Consider the following 16,593-nt stretch of genomic DNA (forward strand, 5'->3'; position numbering starts at 1 on the left):
GGGATCAGAATGTTTATGAATCGCCGCAAGAGCGAACGCCGCCCGTGCCGGAGCGTCGCCAAAATTCAGCTGGGCACAGGGTCGCTGCCACGCGACTGCATGATCACCGATATTTCGGCCGGCGGCGTCAAGGTGATCGCCGAATATCTGGAGATCCCGCCGGAATTCACCATCATCCTGTCGAGCGGCAGTCCGCGTCAGTGCCGGCTGGCCTGGCAAATCGGGCACGAGTTCGGCGCCCAGTTCGTCGACTGAAGTCGACTGAAGCTGCCATTTGGCTGCTGTCTCGCCAGGCGTCCGGCACCGCATCTGGGCCGGATGACGGCGACATGATGGCATCCTTAACCGGACCTTAGGGTTAAGCTGTGAGCATCCCGGAACCTTCGCCGTTCCGAGTCTCGCTTTATGTTTGAGAAATTCCCCCGACCCTCAGGCCGCGTGCGCCGTCTCGCGGGCACGGTATCTGCCGCGATCCTGCTGATCGGGTTGTCTGCCTGTCAAACCTCCGGCCCGTCTGACATCACCGGCTCATTGGGCGACACGGCGGAGGCCACGCCGGCCCCGGCCGATCCGCGGCGCGACATCGCGACCTACCACGAGCGCGTCCGCGCCAACCCGAAAGACACCGACGCCGCGCTGAAATACGCCCGGGCGCTGCGCGCCACCGGCCAGCGGGCCCAGGCGGTCGCCGTCATGGAGCAGGCGGTGCTGGCGCAGCCCAGCAACAAGGCGCTGCTCGCGGGTTACGGACGGGCGCTCGCCGACAACGGCAATTTCCAGCAGGCATTCGACGTGCTCGGGCGCGCGCATACCCCGGAAGATCCGGACTGGCGCATCCTGTCGGCGCAGGGCGCCGTGCTCGACCAACTCGATCGCCACGACGAGGCGCGGCAGTATTATGCGAGTGCGCTGAAGATCGTGCCTGACGATCCGTCAGTGCTCTCCAATATCGGGCTGTCCTATCTGCTGTCGAAGGACCTGCCGAAGGCCGAGGAGACGCTGCGCCGCGCGCGGGAGCGCGCCCCCGGCGACATGCGGGTGCGAACCAATCTCGCCGTCGTGGTTGGCTTGCAGGGCCGCCAGTCCGAGGCGGAAACCATCATGAAGGCCGATTTGCCGGCGGAGCAGGGCTCAGCCAACGTCGCCGCGCTGAAGCGACTGTTGGCGCGCAGGGATGCGAGCCGCGCCGACGCCGAGAAGATCCCGGTCGCAGCCAGTCGCCGCGACTAGAGCGCTAGCGGGACGCTAGCCGGCGGCCCGGCGCCCGTCATTTCGGCGCGACTGCAGCTTCCTGAGGATGGGCGACAGGAACGACTCGCGGGCTTCGGCGAGATCGGGACGGCCGGTGAGGCGTTGCGCAATCTGCAGGAAAGTCCTTGTGGTGCGGTGACGCGCGGAGACTTCCGCGATCATCTGGCCGTTGTTGGCGGCTTCACCGAACAGCCTGCAGTCGAACGGGATCGCCGCGATCGGCTGGCTCTCGATGGTCTTGGCGAAATCCTTGACCTCGATCTCGGGGCGCTTCGACATGCCGACCTGGTTCAGGCAGTAGAGCGGCGGACGGTCGTTCGGACGCGCGGTCCTCAACAGGTTCATCATGTTCTTGGTGTTGCGCATGTTGGCGAGGTCGGGCTCGGCCACGATCAGGATATCGTCGGCACCGACCAGCACGCGTTTGGTCCAGGCGGTCCATTGATGCGGCACGTCGAGCACGATGCAGGACGTCGTCATGCGCATCGTATCGAAGATGGCATCGAACGCCTCGGCGCCGAAATCGTAGACCTGGTCGAGGGTGGCCGGCGCCGCCAGCAGGCTGAGATGATCGCCGCACTTTGCGAGCAGGCGTTCCATGAAGGCAGAGTCCGGACGCTCGGGCGAGAACACGGCGTTGGCGATGCCCTGCACCGGGTCCTGATTGTAGTCCAGCCCGGCGGTACCGAAGGCGAGGTCGAGATCGACGACGACCGAATCCAGCCCGAGGTCGCGTGCGATGGTCCAGGCGACATTGTGGGCAATGGTCGAGGCGCCGACGCCGCCCTTGGCGCCCGCGACCGCGATCAGGCGGCCGACCGAGACCGCTTCGGAGGCCGAGAACAGGCTGCAGATCGAGCGCACGATGTCGAGCACCTTGACCGGCCCGATGACGTAGTCGTTGACGCCGCGCCGGACCAGTTCGCGATACGGCGCAGTCTCGCCGGCCGTGCCGAGCACCACGACGCGGGTGCCGGGATCGCAGACCGTGGCGAGCTCGTCGAGACCGGCGAGGAAATCATGATCCGGCTCGGTCTCGAGCATGATGACGTTGGGCGTCGGCGCCTTGTGGTAGGCGTCGATCGCCGCGGCGATGCCGCCCATATGGACCGAGAGATGAGCCTTGGCTAGCCGGCGGTCGTCGGCAGCCGCGCGTGCGTTCGCGGCGGTCGCGACGCTGGCGCAGAACGCCTGCACGGAAATCCGCGGCGCCGGCGCGATGTAATCGTTGGCGTGCTGCGGCTCGTCTTGTTGTTCGGTCATTTCGCGGCGTCGCTCAGCTTGGCTTTCTCGGCTTCGGGGTAGGCGGTCGCGGTCGACTCACCCTTGCGGTATTTATCGAACGCGATCGTACGGCGCGGCGTATAGGCTGCGGTCTCGGTTCGCGGCTGTTCGAGGTCGGACGGATTGGCGACCATCGCGGCAAGGTTACGCTGCGTGGCGCAGCCGAAATTGTCGTACTGCTTGTTCTGGTTGTAGTTCGGATTGTAGATCGAGGGACCGAGGTCGCTCGGCCACACTCCGCAGGGACCGGCGACGGCGGCCATCTTCGGATAGCTCAGCCGAATGGTCGGAAGCGCGCGCGGATCATCGAGATGGTAGGAGCGCTTGGTGATGGCATGGGCGGGTACGCCCATCGACGCCAGCAGGCCGCGGATCTCCTGATACACCGCCTGTGCCGAGCGCGAGTTCGAGCTGTCGGCCGGCACGTCGATCGCAATCGCGCCGGTGCCTTCGCGGCGCCAGGTGCGCGCCAGCCCCATGACGTCGTCGCGCTGCGCTTCGGTGAGGTTGCCGCGGGCGCGGCCGACGAAGACGACGATCGACTGTTCGCCCTCGGTCACCGCGATCGGATGCCGCTGCCGGTAGTCGTCGCCCACGGTGCCGGTGGCAAGATTGTCGCCCGTCAGATTGCAGCCGCCGAGCGCGATCGCGCTGACGACGAGGGCGCCCAACAGCGACAGCGTCCTGGCACGACCGGCTTGTGTGTTGCGTGTCATCATAGGATCCCCCAACCCCTTCAGGTCCGCGCCTCAGTCGATGATGAAGCCGAAATTGACCGGCGTGGCGCCGATCGGCTCGCTGCGGGCGGCGACGCCGTAGATGCGATTGACGCGCGCCAGCAGTGCCGACTGCGCGTCGGAAGCCGGGGCAAATCCGTCGTCGGGACGGGACAGCTCCTTCTGCGCAACGGCGCGCACCACGTAGGGCGTCACGATGACCATGAGCTCGGTCTCGTTGTTGACGAAGTCCTGGCTCCGGAAGAGCTGGCCGAGGATCGGGATCTGATCGACGCCGGGCATGCCGTTGATGGCCTGCTTGGTCTGCTCCTGGATCAAACCGGCCATCGCGATCGAGCCGCCGGAGGGCACCTCCAGCGTGGTGTCGGCGCGGCGGGTCTTGATCGAGGGAATGGTCGTGCCGTTCTGGCCGCCGGTCAGGGCGTTCTCCATCGAGACTTCGGAGACCTCGGTCATCACCTTCAGGCTGATCCGTCCCTCGGTCAGCACCACCGGCGTGAAGTTGAGCGAGATGCCGAACTTCTTGAAGCTGACGGTCTGCACGCAATTGCCGATCGTGCCCGACGTCGTCGTCTGGCAGGTGACGCCGGTCGGAATCGGAAACTCGCCGCCCGAGATGAAGGTCGCCGACTCGCCGGAGATCGCGGTGAGGTTGGGCTCGGCCAGCGTCTTGACCACGCCCGCGCTCTCCATGGCGCGCAGCGTCGCCGTGACGGTCGGCACGCCGAGCTTGTTCAGGGCTGCGCCCGTCAGCCCGTTGTTGGGGGCGAGCGCACCGTTATTGGCGGTGAAGGCGTTGGCGTTGTTGAAGACCACCGCGGCGGTGCCGTAGTTCATGTTGGCGCTGAGGTCGACGCCGAGCTGCTTGACGACGTCCCGGCGGACTTCGGCGACGGTGACTTTCAGCATCACCTGGTCGCGGCCGCGGACCACGATGGAATTGACGACCTTGTCGGCGCTGCCGACCAGTTTGGCGGCGATGTCGCCGGCCTGCTGGGCCTCGACCGGGCTTGCCACCGTGCCGGTCAGGACGACGCTGTCGCCGACGCCCTCGATCTGGACGCCGGGCAGCATCTGCTTCAGCGCGGCGCGCATTCCGTTAAGGTCGCGCTTGATCGCGATGTCGTAGGAGGCGACCTGGTTGCCGTCGGCATCGAAGAACACCACGTTGGTCTGGCCGACTGCCGCGCCGATGATATAGGCGCGCTGCGCCGAGCGGATCACGGCGTTGGCGATCTTGGGATCGGCGACCAGAACGTCCTTGGCCTCGCGCGGCAGATCGACCACGACCGACTTGCCAACGCCGAGCGAGACGGAGCGCGTCTTGGCGGCGATGCTGCTCGTCACCGCGACATCCGCGTTCTTGTCGGGATCGGTCGCGCTGGCAAGGGCAGGGATCAGCATCAGCGCAGTGATCGCCGACAATGACAGCGCGCGGACCAGCGTGGTCGACGTCGCCATTTGTTTCGCACCCGTCGTCATATCGAAGCCCCCATCACTTCTGTGTCGTCAGAGAGCTCGGGATGCCGAAGCGCACCACCTTGATGCTCTCGCCCCGCTTCGGGGCATGGTCTCTGGTCTCGTCGGTCTGCTCGTTGACGTCGGCGATGCTGCGCAGCGCCAGCGCCAGCGTTCCGCTCTGCCGGGCGCGCGCCAGCGTCTCGGCCTGTTCGGGCTTGAGCTCGAGGGTCACGGTCTTGCCGACGAGGGAGTTGTTGCCGTCCTTCTCCTTCGGCGCCTGGTCGATCGCCAGCACGCGGACGTTGGACAGCAGGATTTCAGTGGTGACGATATCGCGGCCGCCTTGCTGATCGGGATTCTTGTCGCGACGCGACAGGATCACATCGACGCGGTCGTTCGGCAGAATGAAGCCGCCGGCGCCCGTCTCCGGCGAGATTTCGGTGGAAATCGCGCGCATGCCGGAGGGCAGGATCGCGGCCATGAAGCCGCTTCCGTTGGCCTTGACCAGCTTTTGCTCGCGGATCGGTTCGCCGACGATGAAGGGCGCGCGTGCGATCGAACCGATGATGTCGTTCATGGCATTGGCGTTGGCGTCGTGACGGATGAACGCGCTGCTTGCAGTTTCAGCCGGCCAGCGCTGCCACTGGATGTCTTCGGCCTTGACCGATTGACCGAGCCCGATGTCGGACTTAGCGACCAGCACTTCGACGGTCGGCAGTTGCGCGACGGGCGGCGCGACCGGCGCCGGTTTGCGATCGCCAACGCTCGCGAGATACATGGCCGCGAGGCCTGCGACGCCGGCGATGCCGAGGACCACGATGCGTGCCGTTTTCATGCGATTGTCTGAATGCCCTTCACACAGGGCAATCGCGTCCTTGCGGCACTGACAGCCCTTCCCGAGGCATCACTACGGCCGCAAAAGTATAAGGGAACTTGATGGAAGGTCCGGACAATTAAGGGATTGGTGGGGATGGTGAACGGCGAGTTATCGGCGCTGTTGCATCTCCGCAGAATCCCGGAGATCGCGCGTGGTTAAGGCGTACGACGTTGGTCGCAACGCGGCGTCAGCGCCGGTGGAGCGTGGTTAATGTCGTCTAACGTGGCAGGGCGCGAGGATCAGAGCGCGGCCTTCAACGCCGCAAATCCACGGTCGAGATCGGCCTTGAGGTCGTCGAGATTCTCGAGCCCGATATGCAGCCGCAGCGTCGGCCCGCCCGGCGACCATTTGGTCGCGGTGCGATAGTCGCTGCAGTCGAACGGGATGGCGAGGCTTTCGAAGCCGCCCCAGGAAAAGCCCATGCCGAACAAAGTGAGCGCGTTCAGCATTGCATCGACCGCGGTCTGTGGCACCGGCTTCAGCACGATGCTGAACAGCCCGGAGGCGCCGGTGAAGTCGCGTTTCCAGATCGCGTGCCCGGGATCGGTGTCGAGGGCAGGGTGCAGCACGCGATCGACCTCGGGCCGCGCGCCGAGCCAGCGCGCGATCTCGAGTCCGGAGCGGTGGTGCTGCGCAAGCCGCACCGATAGCGTGCGAACCCCGCGCAGCGCGAGATAGACGTCGTCGGGGCCGGCGCAGACGCCGAGCAGGCGGATCGCCTCCTGGATCAGCGGCCAGGCTTTCGCATTGGCTGCGATGGTGCCGAACATGATGTCGGAGTGGCCGCCGATATATTTGGTGCCGGCCTGCATGCTGATGTCGACGCCCTGTTCGAGCGAGCGGTGATAGAGCGGCGTCGCCCAGGTGTTGTCGTCGATCATGAGCGCGCCGCGGGCGTGCGCCACGGCCGATATCGCCCGCACGTCCGGCATCTCGAACGTCTGCGAGCCGGGCGATTCGATCAGCACCGCGCGGGTGTTCGGCTTGAACAGCGTCTCGATGCCGGCGCCGATCAGCGGATCGAAATAGCTGGTCTCGATGCCGTAGCGCTTGAGCATGTTGTCGCAGAAATTGCGGGTCGGCCGATAGGCATTGTCGCACACCAGGAGATGATCGCCGGTTTTGAGTACGGCGAGCAGCGTGGTGCTGATCGCCGCCAGTCCCGACGGGGCAAGGCCGACGCCGGCGCATTGCGGGCCTTCCAGCGCCATCAGCACGTCCTGCAGCGCCCGCGTGGTCGGGCTGCCGTGGCGGCCGTAGGTAAATTCGGCGCGATGGGCGTGGAGGTCCTCCGCGGTCGGATAGAGCACGGTCGAGCCGTGAAACACCGGCGGATTGACAAAGCCCTTCTGGGCCTTGGTGTCGCGGCCGGCCGTGACCAGGCGGGTGGCGGCCTGTTGCGGGTGGGAGGGCGTGGAGCCGTCGGAAGAGGTCATGGAGCGCTGCCGTTAGACTTTAGACTTTTTGCCGCAGCCGTACCGCGTCGGGAAGACGGGGCCGGGCCGGGAGGTGTTACTAACAAGAGGTAGAAGACATGCGTCAACCCCTTGACCCGGCTCGTCAGTCGCTATGTGATGCGGCGCAACTACCAGTCGCCGCACGTTGAGGGGCCTGCCGCGACCTACGATCCGTTGCCTGACCGGTTTGCAGGTCAAACTGCCGGTCAAATCGGCATTTTTGCTGCAAGGGATCATTGGGATGGCCCGTGAACGCGAGGCGATCACAATGCAAACGTCCACCGGACGACCCTGAAAGGCCCCGCCCATGAAACGCGTATCCCTGGCTGTCACCCTCTCCGCTGCCGCCGCCCTGTCGGTCCAGGCCGCCTCGGCGCAAACCCTCAAGACGGTCAAGGACCGAGGCCAGCTGTCCTGCGGCGTCAGCGGCGGCCTGCCGGGCTTCTCGTCGCCGGACGACAAGGGGAACTGGACCGGCATCGACGTCGACATCTGCCGTGGCATCGCGGCGGCGATCTTCGACGATCCGTCCAAGGTCAAGTTCGTGCCGCTGTCGGCCAAGGACCGCTTCACCGCGCTGCAGTCGGGCGAGATCGACGTGCTGTCGCGCAACACCACCTGGACGCTGTCGCGCGATACCTCGCTCGGCGCCAACTTCACCGGCGTGACCTATTATGACGGGCAGGGCTTTCTGGTGAAGAAGTCGCTGAAGGTGAACTCGGCGCTGGAGCTGAACAGCGCGTCGGTCTGCGTGCAGACCGGCACCACGACCGAGCAGAACCTCGCCGACTACTTCAAGGGCAACAACATGAAGTACGAGGTGATCGCGTTCGCCGGTGCCGACGAGACCGTGAAGGCCTACGAGACCGGCCGCTGCGACGTGTTCACCTCCGACGTGTCCCAGCTCTATGCGCAGCGACTGAAGCTCGCCAACCCGGCCGACCACGTCGTGCTTCCCGAGATCATCTCCAAGGAGCCGCTCGGCCCGATGGTTCGCCATGGCGACGACCAGTGGTTCGACATCGTGAAGTGGGCGCTGTTCGCCCAGATCAATGCCGAGGAACTCGGTGTCACCCAGAAGAACGTCGACGAGATGGCCAAGTCGGACAAGCCCGACCTCAAGCGCGCCTTCGGCACCGACGGCAATCTCGGTGAGCAGCTCGGCCTGACCAAGGACTGGTTCTCCCGCATCATCAAGGCCGTCGGCAATTACGGCGAGATGTACGATCGCAACGTCGGCGTCGGATCGAAGCTGCAGATCGCACGCGGGCTCAACAATCTCTGGAACAAGGGCGGCATCCAGTACGCGCCTCCGATCCGCTGATCGGCGACGAGGCGGCTGCGGCGATGACGACCGAGCCCCGAAAACCACCGCCTCAGTTCATCTTCCGCCTGAAGCGCGTGCTCGGCGGCCAGTCCGGCTGGACTGGCCTTGCCGTGCAGATCGTGTTCGCGGCGGTGTTGGCCTGGGTCGCCTATGAGATCGTGGCCAATGCCCGCGCCAACCTGGAGACGCAGCGCATTGCCTCCGGGTTCGGGTTTCTCAAAAACAATGCGGGCTTTGATGTCAGCCTGAACCTGATCCCGTATTCGGGGTCGGACACCTATACGCGGGTGTTCTTCGTCGGCCTGCTCAACACGCTGCTGGTTGCGGGCATTGGCATCGTCTTCGCCACCATCATCGGCTTCATCATTGCGCTGTGCCGGCTGTCGCCGAACTGGCTGTTGGCGCGGCTCGGCGAGATCTATGTCGAGATCGTCCGCAATCTGCCACTGCTGTTCCAGCTGTTATTCTGGTACCTCGCGGTGCTGGCGGCGCTGCCGGGGCCGCGCCAGAGCATCTCGCTGTTCAACGCCTTCTTCCTCTCCAATCGCGGGCTGGTGATCCCGCGGCCGATCGGCGAGCCCGGGCTCGATCCGCTTCTGATCGCGCTCGCGATTGGCGTCGCAGGCGCGCTGGCGCTGCGCGGCTATGCGAGGCGGGCGCTGTTTCAACGCGGGCAGGCGATCCGGATCTGGCCCTATGTACTCGGCCTGCTGGCTGGCTTGCCACTGGTGACGATGCTGGTGTTCGGGCTGCCGGTGACCTTCGAGCTGCCGCAACTCAAGGGCTTCAACTTCGCCGGCGGCGCGCGGGTGATTCCGGAGCTGGTTGCGCTGGCGGTTGCGCTGTCGACCTATACGGCGGCGTTCATCGCCGAGATCGTTCGCGCCGGTATTCTGTCGGTCCATAGGGGACAGATGGAAGCCGGCTCGTCGCTCGGCCTGTCGCGCGGCACCACCTTGCGGCTGATCGTCGTGCCGCAGGCGATGCGCGTCATCGTTCCGCCGCTGACCAACCAGTACCTCAACCTGACCAAGAATTCGTCGCTGGCGGTCGCGATCGGCTATCCCGACCTGGTCTCGGTATTTGCCGGAACGACGCTGAGCCAGACCGGCCAGGCGATCGAGATCATCGCCATCACCATGGGCGTGTACCTCCTGATCTCGCTGGTCACCAGCGCGATCATGAGCGTCTATGGCTGGCGCATCAACCGGAGCCTTGGGGCATGACCGACGCCACCGCGTCATCCTTCGTCCGGCAGGACCTGGTGCCTGAACGCCGGGCGCCGGTGAAGACCACCGGCCTCGTCGGTTTCATCCGCACGCGGCTGTTGAATTCGCCGACCAACATCCTGCTGACGATCCTGGCGCTGGGGCTGCTCTGGTACACGATCGTTCCCGCGTTCAAGTTCCTGCTGGTCGATGCGGTCTGGAGCGGCAAGGACCGCAATGCGTGTCTCGCCGAGACCGCCGGCCGTCAGGTCGGCGCCTGCTGGCCCTACATCCAGGCCAAGCTCACCCAGCTGATCTATGGCTTCTATCCGGAAGCCGAACGCTGGCGCGTCAACCTGACCTTCGTCCTCGCGGCCGTCCTGTTGCTGCCACTCCTTATTCCGCGCCTGCCGGCGAAGGGCCTGAATGCGGGTCTGTTCTTCTTCGCGTTCCCGGCGGTCGCCTTCTTCCTGCTGCGCGGCGGCGGACTATCTGGTTTCGGCGTCAGCTGGGTCGCGAGCCTCTTGCAGCTGTTCGACGACAGCATCGTCAATGCCGGTCAGGCGCTGGTCAATCTCGGCCGGAGTTCGGCGATCGGGCCGCTGCTGTGGGCCGTCGGCAACATCATCGTGCTCGCCGGTAGCCTGATCGGCTGGCTGATCTTTCCGTTGACCTGGCTGCGCGAGCAGCTCCAGATGTCGAGCCAGCCGCTGTGGTTCGACTTCCTGCTGACCACGGCGATCGTCTCGCTGATCCTGTTTTTCCTCGGCGGCGGCATGCGAACCGGACAACGGGCGCTGCTCGGGAGCCTGGCGAGCTTCGCCGGCATCGCGATCGTGATCAAGCTGATGGGGCTCGACCGCGGCGGACTGCCCATCGTCGACACCAGGCTGTGGGGCGGCCTCCTGGTGACGCTGGTGGTGTCGGTCACCGGCATCGTCACCTCGATGCCGATCGGGATCGCGCTGGCGCTGGGTCGCCGCTCGACCATTCCGCTGATCCGGATCTTCTCGATCGCCTTCATCGAGTTCTGGCGCGGCGTGCCGCTGATCACCGTGCTGTTCTTCGCAACCTACATGCTGCCGCTGTTCCTGCCGGGCAACTTCAACGTCGACGGGCTGGTCCGCGCGCTGATCGGCATTGCGCTGTTTGCCGGCGCCTATCAGGCCGAGGTGGTGCGCGGCGGCCTTGCCGCAATCCCGCGCGGGCAGGGCGAGGCGGCGAGCGCGCTCGGCCTGTCCTGGTGGAAGACCACGTCGCTGATCGTGATGCCGCAGGCGCTGCGCCACGTCATTCCGGGTCTCGTCAACAGCTTCATCGCCCTGTTCAAGGACACCTCGCTGGTTTCGATCGTCGCACTGTTCGACCTCTTGGGATCGTTGCACGCGACGTTCTCCGATCCGACCTGGTCGACGCCGACCACGGCCTTTACCGGCTTCGCCTTCGCTGGAATGATCTACTTCGTGTTCTGCTTTGGAATGTCGCGCTACTCGCTGTTCGTCGAAAACCGGCTCAACGCTCACCGCCGCCACTGAACAAGGTCATCATGTCCACAACCCCGATCGTCAACATTTCCGCTCTCAACAAATGGTACGGCGACTTCCACGTGCTGCGCGACATCAACCTGGAGGTCGGCAAGGGCGAGCGCATCGTGATCTGCGGCCCATCCGGTTCGGGCAAGTCGACCCTGATCCGCTGCATCAACGCGCTGGAGGAATTCCAGGAGGGCGAGATCGTGGTCGACGGCATCGACCTCGGCCCGAACCTTCGCCGTGTCGACGAAGTCCGCCGCGAGGTCGGCATGGTTTTCCAGAGCTTCAACCTGTTCCCGCATCTCACCGTGCTCGACAATTGCACGCTGGCGCCGATCTGGGTGCGCAACATCCCGAAGAAGGATGCCGAGGCCACCGCGATGAAGTTCCTCGAGCGGGTCAAGATCCCGCATCAGGCCAACAAGTTTCCCGGCCAGATGTCGGGCGGTCAGCAGCAGCGCGTTGCGATCGCCCGCGCGCTGACCATGAACCCGAAGGTGATGCTGTTCGACGAGCCGACCTCGGCGCTCGACCCGGAGATGGTCAAGGAAGTGCTCGACACCATGGTCGATCTTGCCAAGGAGGGCATGACCATGCTGGTCGTGACCCACGAAATGGGCTTTGCCCGCGAGGTCGCCAACCGCGTCGTCTTCATGGACGCGGGCCAGATCATCGAATCGAACACGCCGCAGGAATTCTTCGCCAACCCGCAGCATGCGCGGTCGAAGCTGTTCCTGAGCCAGATTCTGCGGTGATTTCTGCCGTCATTGCGAGCCACCCGGTCGGCGCAAAGCGCCGCCGGATGACAGGCTCCGCGAAGCAATCCAATCCTCCGCATCGGAAGCATGGATTGCTTCGTCGCAATAGCTCCTCGCAATGACGTCTGCGGGGACGCATTCGCTCCCTAGACCAGCGGCAGCTCGATCTTGCTGCGCTTTTCCAGCCATTCCGGGACCGGCAGGTTCTTCGAGCGCATGAAGGCCGGGTTGAACAGCTTGGACTGATAGCGGTTGCCGGAGTCGCAGAGGATGGTGACGATGGTCTTGCCGGGGCCGAGCTGCTTGGCGAGCTGGATCGCGCCCGCGATGTTGACGCCGGTCGAGCCGCCGAGGCACAGGCCTTCGTGCTCCAAAAGCTCATAGATGATGGTCACGGCTTCCTCGTCGGAGATCAGGAACGCAGTGTCGACCTTCGCCGTCTCGACCACAGGCGTGACGCGTCCGAGCCCGATGCCTTCTGTGATCGAATCGCCCGGCGTCGATTTGACCTGCCCATTCTTGAACAGTTCGTACATCCCGAAGCCGTGCGGATCGGCGCAGGCGGTGACGATGGCCGGGTTCTTTTCCTTCAGGTAGCGGCTGATGCCGGCGAGCGTGCCGCCGGTGCCGACCGAGCAGATGAAGCCGTCGACCTTGCCGTCGGTCTGCTGCCAGATTTCCGGTCCGGTCGAGTCGTAATGCGCCTTGGGATTGTCGAGGTTGTTCCACTGGTCGGCAAACAGCACGCCGTTCGGTTCGGTCTTGCGCAGCTGCTCCGCGAGACGCCTGCCGAGATGCTGATAGTTGTTCGGATTGGCGAAGGGCAGCGCCGGCGCCTCGACCAGTTCGGCACCGCACAGCCGCAGCATGTCCTTCTTTTCCTGGCTCTGCGTCTCCGGAATGACGATCAGGGTGCGGTAGCCGCGCGCACTCGCCACGACAGCAAGCCCGATCCCGGTATTGCCCGCGGTCGACTCGACCACGAGTCCGCCGGGCTTCAGCGTGCCGCGCCTCTCGGCCTCCAGGATCATCCATTTGCCGGCACGATCCTTCACCGACTGGCCCGGGTTCATGAATTCGGCCTTGCCGAGAATGGTGCAGCCGGTCAGTTCGGACGCGCGTTTCAGCTTGATGAGGGGGGTGTTGCCGATCGCTTCGATGACGTCTTTGTTGAATATCATGTCGGGGAATTTCTTGCCGGTCTGGGTCTTGCTTGGCGAACCTAGTGTGCTGATCGAAAAAGGGAAGGGCTTTTGCACTGCGGCAAAAGACGGGTTCAACACGCTTGACCTCGCACGCGCGGATGTCTCGAGCTTGGGGAGAACGCCGTTTTGCGGCGGTCGGGTCGGCCAGCAGAATCATCCTGTGGTCCGCGGTTTTGCATGAGTTGCGCGCTCTCGGCCAATCAAGACCTGACGGCGCGGTGCGCAGTGGCGCGAGTCTGGCGCCGCGCCGGCACATCTTGCGGATTCAATGCAACAGGAGCCGAGAAATCCCCATGAAATCTTTGTAAGAATCGTGACTTCCGGCACCGGGCCGAAAAGCGCGGAAATGCCGTAAAAAATAGGGAAAAGTCGGCATTCAAGGTAGCCACGAATCGCTTGCGATGCGACGCCGCGCAATTGTGACGGGGCTGTCCGCCCCATGGTCCCAAGGGTAGGATGGGACAGGCAGGTTCCATTTGAAGCAATACCCCGTGAACGTCACCCAGACCATCGCTGAACGCGTCATTCGTGCGCCACGGGCGAAGTTTGGCTTCGGCGGAGAACGGGTGTGACCCAGCCCGTGTCCGTGATGGTGCCTGGAGGCCGGTTCGGCCTCGCCGTCCGCGCGCGCCGGCTCGCGGCACGCTCGCTTGTTGCGCTCGGCCTGGCCGCCGGCTGCGCCGGCTGCATTCTGACCCAGGACATCCCGGATCCTGCGCTCGACGTGCCGCAGGGCTACAAGGCCGCGCGTCTCGGCCGCCCGGGCGACGCGCTTCCGACGCTCGATTGGTGGCGGGGCTTCCGCTCCAGGGAGCTGACGCAGCTGATGGAAGAGGCGCAGACCGTCAACCTCGACATCGCAGCTGCGGTTGCGCGCTTCCGCCAGGCCGACGCGCTGGCGCGGCAGGCCGGCGCGGCGCTGCTGCCGACCCTCAATCTCAACGGATCGGAAACCTACTCGCGCACCTCCGGCTCCAGCGCCAGCGGCCTCACCAATGGCGGGCGCGAGGTGGTGAACTACAACGCCTCGCTGAGCGCCAGCTATCAGCTCGACTTCTGGGGCCAGAACCGCGACGCCGCGCAGGCGGCGGAGGAGACCGCCGTTGCCAACCGGTTCGACCGCGAGGTGGTGGCGCTGACCACGCTGGCGAGCGTCGCCAATGCTTATTTCAGCGTGCTCGCGACGCAGGACCGGCTGCGCACCGCGCAGCGCAACATCGCCAGCGCCGAGCGCATCCTCAATGCGATCAAGGAGCGCTTCAAGGCCGGCACCGGCTCCGATCTCGACGTCGCGCAGCAGGAGACCGTGCTCGCCAACCAGCGCGCGCTGGTGCCGCCGCTGCGGCAGACGCTCGACCAGAGTATCAACGCGCTCGCGGTGCTGGTGTCGCGGCCGCCGGAAAGCGTGCGCGTCTCCGGCGGCTCGCTCAACGCCGTTGCGATCCCGCGCGTCAGGCCGGGCCTGCCGTCCGAATTGCTGACCCAGCGTCCCGACATCCGCCGGCAGGAGGCGCAGCTTGCATCCGCCACCGCCAATGTCGGCAGCGCGCGGGCGCAGTTCTTCCCGAGCATCCAGCTGACCGGTACGGGCGGCTACCAGAGCCAGGCGCTGGTCTCGCTGTTCCAGCCGCATGCCGCCTTCTTCAACCTGGTCGGCAGCATGACCCAGCCGATCTTCGACGGCGGCCGGATCCTCGGCAATTTCGAATACACCAAGGCCAAGCAGGACGAGTTGCTGCAGACCTACCGCAAGACGGTGGTGCAGTCGTTCACCGACGTCGACAATGCGCTGGTCGCGATCCGCGAGACCACGCGCCGGCTGCAGCTGCAGCGCGACGTGCTGTCGTCGTCGCGGCGGGCCTTCGACCTCGCCGAGCAGCAGCTCAAGGCCGGCACCGCCGATATCGTAACTGTGCTAAACACGCAGCTGACCCTGTTCCAGGCGGAAGATGCCTATTCGCAGGCCCAACTGGCCCGGCTATTGGCGATCGTGAGCCTATATCAAGCATTAGGGGGCGGCTGGGAACCGAAGATGGAAAGACCGGTCGATGCTCTTTAAGCCCGACTCGACGGACGACGAGAAACGCACGGCGCCGCGCAAGCGGAGCCCTCTCTCGCGCGTGCTGGGGCGCATGGTGTCCTTGCTCATCACGCTCGTGATCCTCGGCGGGCTCGGCTATCTCGGCTGGCTCGCCTTCCAGCCCAAGCAAAATGGCGGCGGCGGGCGCGGCGCGGGCGGGCGGCCTGACCTGCCGGTGCCGGTGCTGGCGGCCACACCGCAGGTGCATGACGTGCCGGTCTATCTCGACGGCGTCGGTTCGGTGAGGGCGCTGAATACCGTGACCGTGCGCTCGCAGGTCGACGGCAAGCTGCTCAAGGTGAATTTCGTCGAGGGCCAGGACGTCAAGAAGGACGACGTTCTGGGCGAGATCGATCCGGCGATCTATCAGGCGCAATACGACCAGGCGGTGGCCACGAAGGCCAAGGACGAAGCGCTGCTCGCCAATCAGAAGATCGATCTTGCCCGCTATGAGCAGCTCGCTGCCACCAACGCGGGCTCGAAGCAGCAGGCCGATACGCAGCGAGCGCTGGTCGCGCAGCAGCAGGCCATCATCAAGGCCGACCAGGCCCAGATCGACAATGCGCGCGCCACGCTCGGCTATACCAAGATCGTCGCGCCGATCGCGGGGCGCGCCGGCCTTCGCCAGGTCGACCAGGGCAACATCATCCACGCCGCCGATACCACGGGGCTCGTCATCCTGACCCAGCTGCAGCCGATCGCAGTATGGTTCAGCCTGCCGCAGCAGCAGATCATGCGGGTCAACGCCGCGGCCGCGAAGGGCCAACTCGCGGTCGACGTGTTCGGCAATGACGGCGTCACCGTGATCGATACCGGCAAGCTGACCGGCATCGACAACCAGGTCGATCCGACCACCGGCACGCTGAAGCTGAAGGCGGAATTCCCCAATGCCAGCTACCAGCTCTGGCCCGGCCAGTTCGTCAATGTGCGGCTTAAGGTCGAGACGCTGCCGCAGGCGATCGTGGTGCCGACCTCCGCGGTGCAGCGCGGTCCGGCCGGCACCTTCAGCTACGTGATCGGTGAGGGCGATATCGTCACCGCCAAGCCGGTCACGGTCACGCAGCAGAACGAGCATGAGGCCGTCATCGCCAGCGGCCTGACCACGTCGGACCGCGTCGTGACGACCGGCTTTGCCAATCTCGCCGATGGCGCGAAGGTCGTGGTCGGCAAGGACGACGGGCCGCCGGCCGCCGATCTCGCGCCGCGCAAGCGCAGCCGCAACCCTGACGGCAAGCGCGGGGCGCAAGGCGAAGGTCAAGGCAAGGACGGCAAGAAAGACTGGCAGGGCAAGGACGGCGAGCATCGCGGCCGGCACGAGCATAGCGAAGGCGATCAGAAGGGGCAGACCGGACCGGCGCCCGCGCCGGCAGCAGGGGGCGAACAGTCGGGCGGCGCGCCGAAGGCGCAGCCATGACC

The 16,593-nt window shown here is 65.4% G+C and carries 14 protein-coding genes; 8 read left to right on the plus strand and 6 right to left on the minus strand.

What is annotated here, in order from left to right; translation table 11 throughout:
- Nucleotides 1-9: 9 nt before the first annotated feature.
- Both J2R80_RS28030 and J2R80_RS28035 read left to right on the plus strand, forming a co-directional pair.
- A complete protein-coding gene (locus J2R80_RS28030) occupies nucleotides 10-255 on the plus strand; it encodes a PilZ domain-containing protein (RefSeq protein ID WP_076828746.1) in 246 nt (81 codons plus the stop codon).
- A gap of 150 nt (nucleotides 256-405) precedes the next feature.
- Nucleotides 406-1,230 (plus strand): tetratricopeptide repeat protein, encoded by an 825-nt coding sequence (locus tag J2R80_RS28035; RefSeq protein ID WP_076828747.1) that lies wholly within the window; start codon nucleotides 406-408, stop codon nucleotides 1,228-1,230.
- A gap of 15 nt (nucleotides 1,231-1,245) precedes the next feature.
- Here J2R80_RS28035 and J2R80_RS28040 read toward each other — a convergent pair whose 3' ends face one another.
- The 5 genes from J2R80_RS28040 to metC form a co-directional block, all read right to left on the minus strand.
- A complete protein-coding gene (locus J2R80_RS28040; RefSeq protein ID WP_057016553.1) occupies nucleotides 1,246-2,514 on the minus strand; it encodes an AAA family ATPase in 1,269 nt (422 codons plus the stop codon).
- Nucleotides 2,511-3,251 (minus strand): CpaD family pilus assembly protein, encoded by a 741-nt coding sequence (locus J2R80_RS28045; RefSeq protein WP_253590199.1) that lies wholly within the window; start codon nucleotides 3,249-3,251, stop codon nucleotides 2,511-2,513. Before J2R80_RS28045 ends, J2R80_RS28040 begins: the two co-directional genes overlap by 4 nt.
- 33 nt (nucleotides 3,252-3,284) lie before the next feature.
- A complete protein-coding gene (locus tag J2R80_RS28050) occupies nucleotides 3,285-4,733 on the minus strand; it encodes a type II and III secretion system protein family protein (protein ID WP_038377148.1) in 1,449 nt (482 codons plus the stop codon).
- A 34-nt stretch (nucleotides 4,734-4,767) separates the two neighbouring features.
- Nucleotides 4,768-5,568, minus strand: a complete 801-nt coding sequence (gene cpaB, locus J2R80_RS28055) for a Flp pilus assembly protein CpaB (RefSeq protein WP_057016555.1) — start codon at nucleotides 5,566-5,568, stop codon at nucleotides 4,768-4,770.
- A 281-nt stretch (nucleotides 5,569-5,849) separates the two neighbouring features.
- A complete protein-coding gene (gene metC / locus J2R80_RS28060) occupies nucleotides 5,850-7,046 on the minus strand; it encodes a cystathionine beta-lyase (protein WP_076828751.1) in 1,197 nt (398 codons plus the stop codon).
- A 328-nt stretch (nucleotides 7,047-7,374) separates the two neighbouring features.
- Here metC and J2R80_RS28065 point away from each other — a divergent pair, with 328 nt between their 5' ends.
- The 4 genes from J2R80_RS28065 to J2R80_RS28080 are packed head-to-tail and all read left to right on the plus strand — an operon-like array spanning nucleotide 7,375 to nucleotide 11,889.
- Nucleotides 7,375-8,391, plus strand: a complete 1,017-nt coding sequence (locus tag J2R80_RS28065; RefSeq protein WP_253639787.1) for an amino acid ABC transporter substrate-binding protein — start codon at nucleotides 7,375-7,377, stop codon at nucleotides 8,389-8,391.
- 23 nt (nucleotides 8,392-8,414) lie between these two features.
- Entirely contained in the window at nucleotides 8,415-9,620 is a 1,206-nt protein-coding gene (locus J2R80_RS28070; protein WP_253639788.1) for an amino acid ABC transporter permease, read from the plus strand.
- Entirely contained in the window at nucleotides 9,617-11,137 is a 1,521-nt protein-coding gene (locus J2R80_RS28075; protein WP_253639789.1) for an amino acid ABC transporter permease, read from the plus strand. Before J2R80_RS28070 ends, J2R80_RS28075 begins: the two co-directional genes overlap by 4 nt.
- A gap of 11 nt (nucleotides 11,138-11,148) precedes the next feature.
- Nucleotides 11,149-11,889 carry an amino acid ABC transporter ATP-binding protein gene (locus tag J2R80_RS28080; RefSeq protein ID WP_028331915.1) on the plus strand — a complete coding sequence of 247 codons (741 nt, stop codon included), beginning with the start codon at nucleotides 11,149-11,151 and terminating at the stop codon, nucleotides 11,887-11,889.
- Nucleotides 11,890-12,038: 149 nt separating this feature from the next.
- Here J2R80_RS28080 and J2R80_RS28085 read toward each other — a convergent pair whose 3' ends face one another.
- Nucleotides 12,039-13,073 carry a cysteine synthase A gene (locus J2R80_RS28085; protein WP_076828754.1) on the minus strand — a complete coding sequence of 345 codons (1,035 nt, stop codon included), beginning with the start codon at nucleotides 13,071-13,073 and terminating at the stop codon, nucleotides 12,039-12,041.
- 613 nt (nucleotides 13,074-13,686) lie between these two features.
- Between J2R80_RS28085 and J2R80_RS28090 the strand changes: the two genes are divergently transcribed.
- Both J2R80_RS28090 and J2R80_RS28095 read left to right on the plus strand, forming a co-directional pair.
- The gene (locus J2R80_RS28090; RefSeq protein WP_253641042.1) at nucleotides 13,687-15,156 is read left to right on the plus strand and encodes an efflux transporter outer membrane subunit; all 1,470 of its coding nucleotides are present in this window, start codon (nucleotides 13,687-13,689) and stop codon (nucleotides 15,154-15,156) included.
- Nucleotides 15,146-16,591, plus strand: a complete 1,446-nt coding sequence (locus J2R80_RS28095; protein ID WP_253639790.1) for an efflux RND transporter periplasmic adaptor subunit — start codon at nucleotides 15,146-15,148, stop codon at nucleotides 16,589-16,591. Before J2R80_RS28090 ends, J2R80_RS28095 begins: the two co-directional genes overlap by 11 nt.
- Nucleotides 16,592-16,593 lie beyond the last annotated feature (2 nt).

Origin of the sequence: Bradyrhizobium sp. USDA 4541 (assembly GCF_024171085.1) — a bacterium.
GTDB lineage: Bacteria > Pseudomonadota > Alphaproteobacteria > Rhizobiales > Xanthobacteraceae > Bradyrhizobium > Bradyrhizobium australafricanum.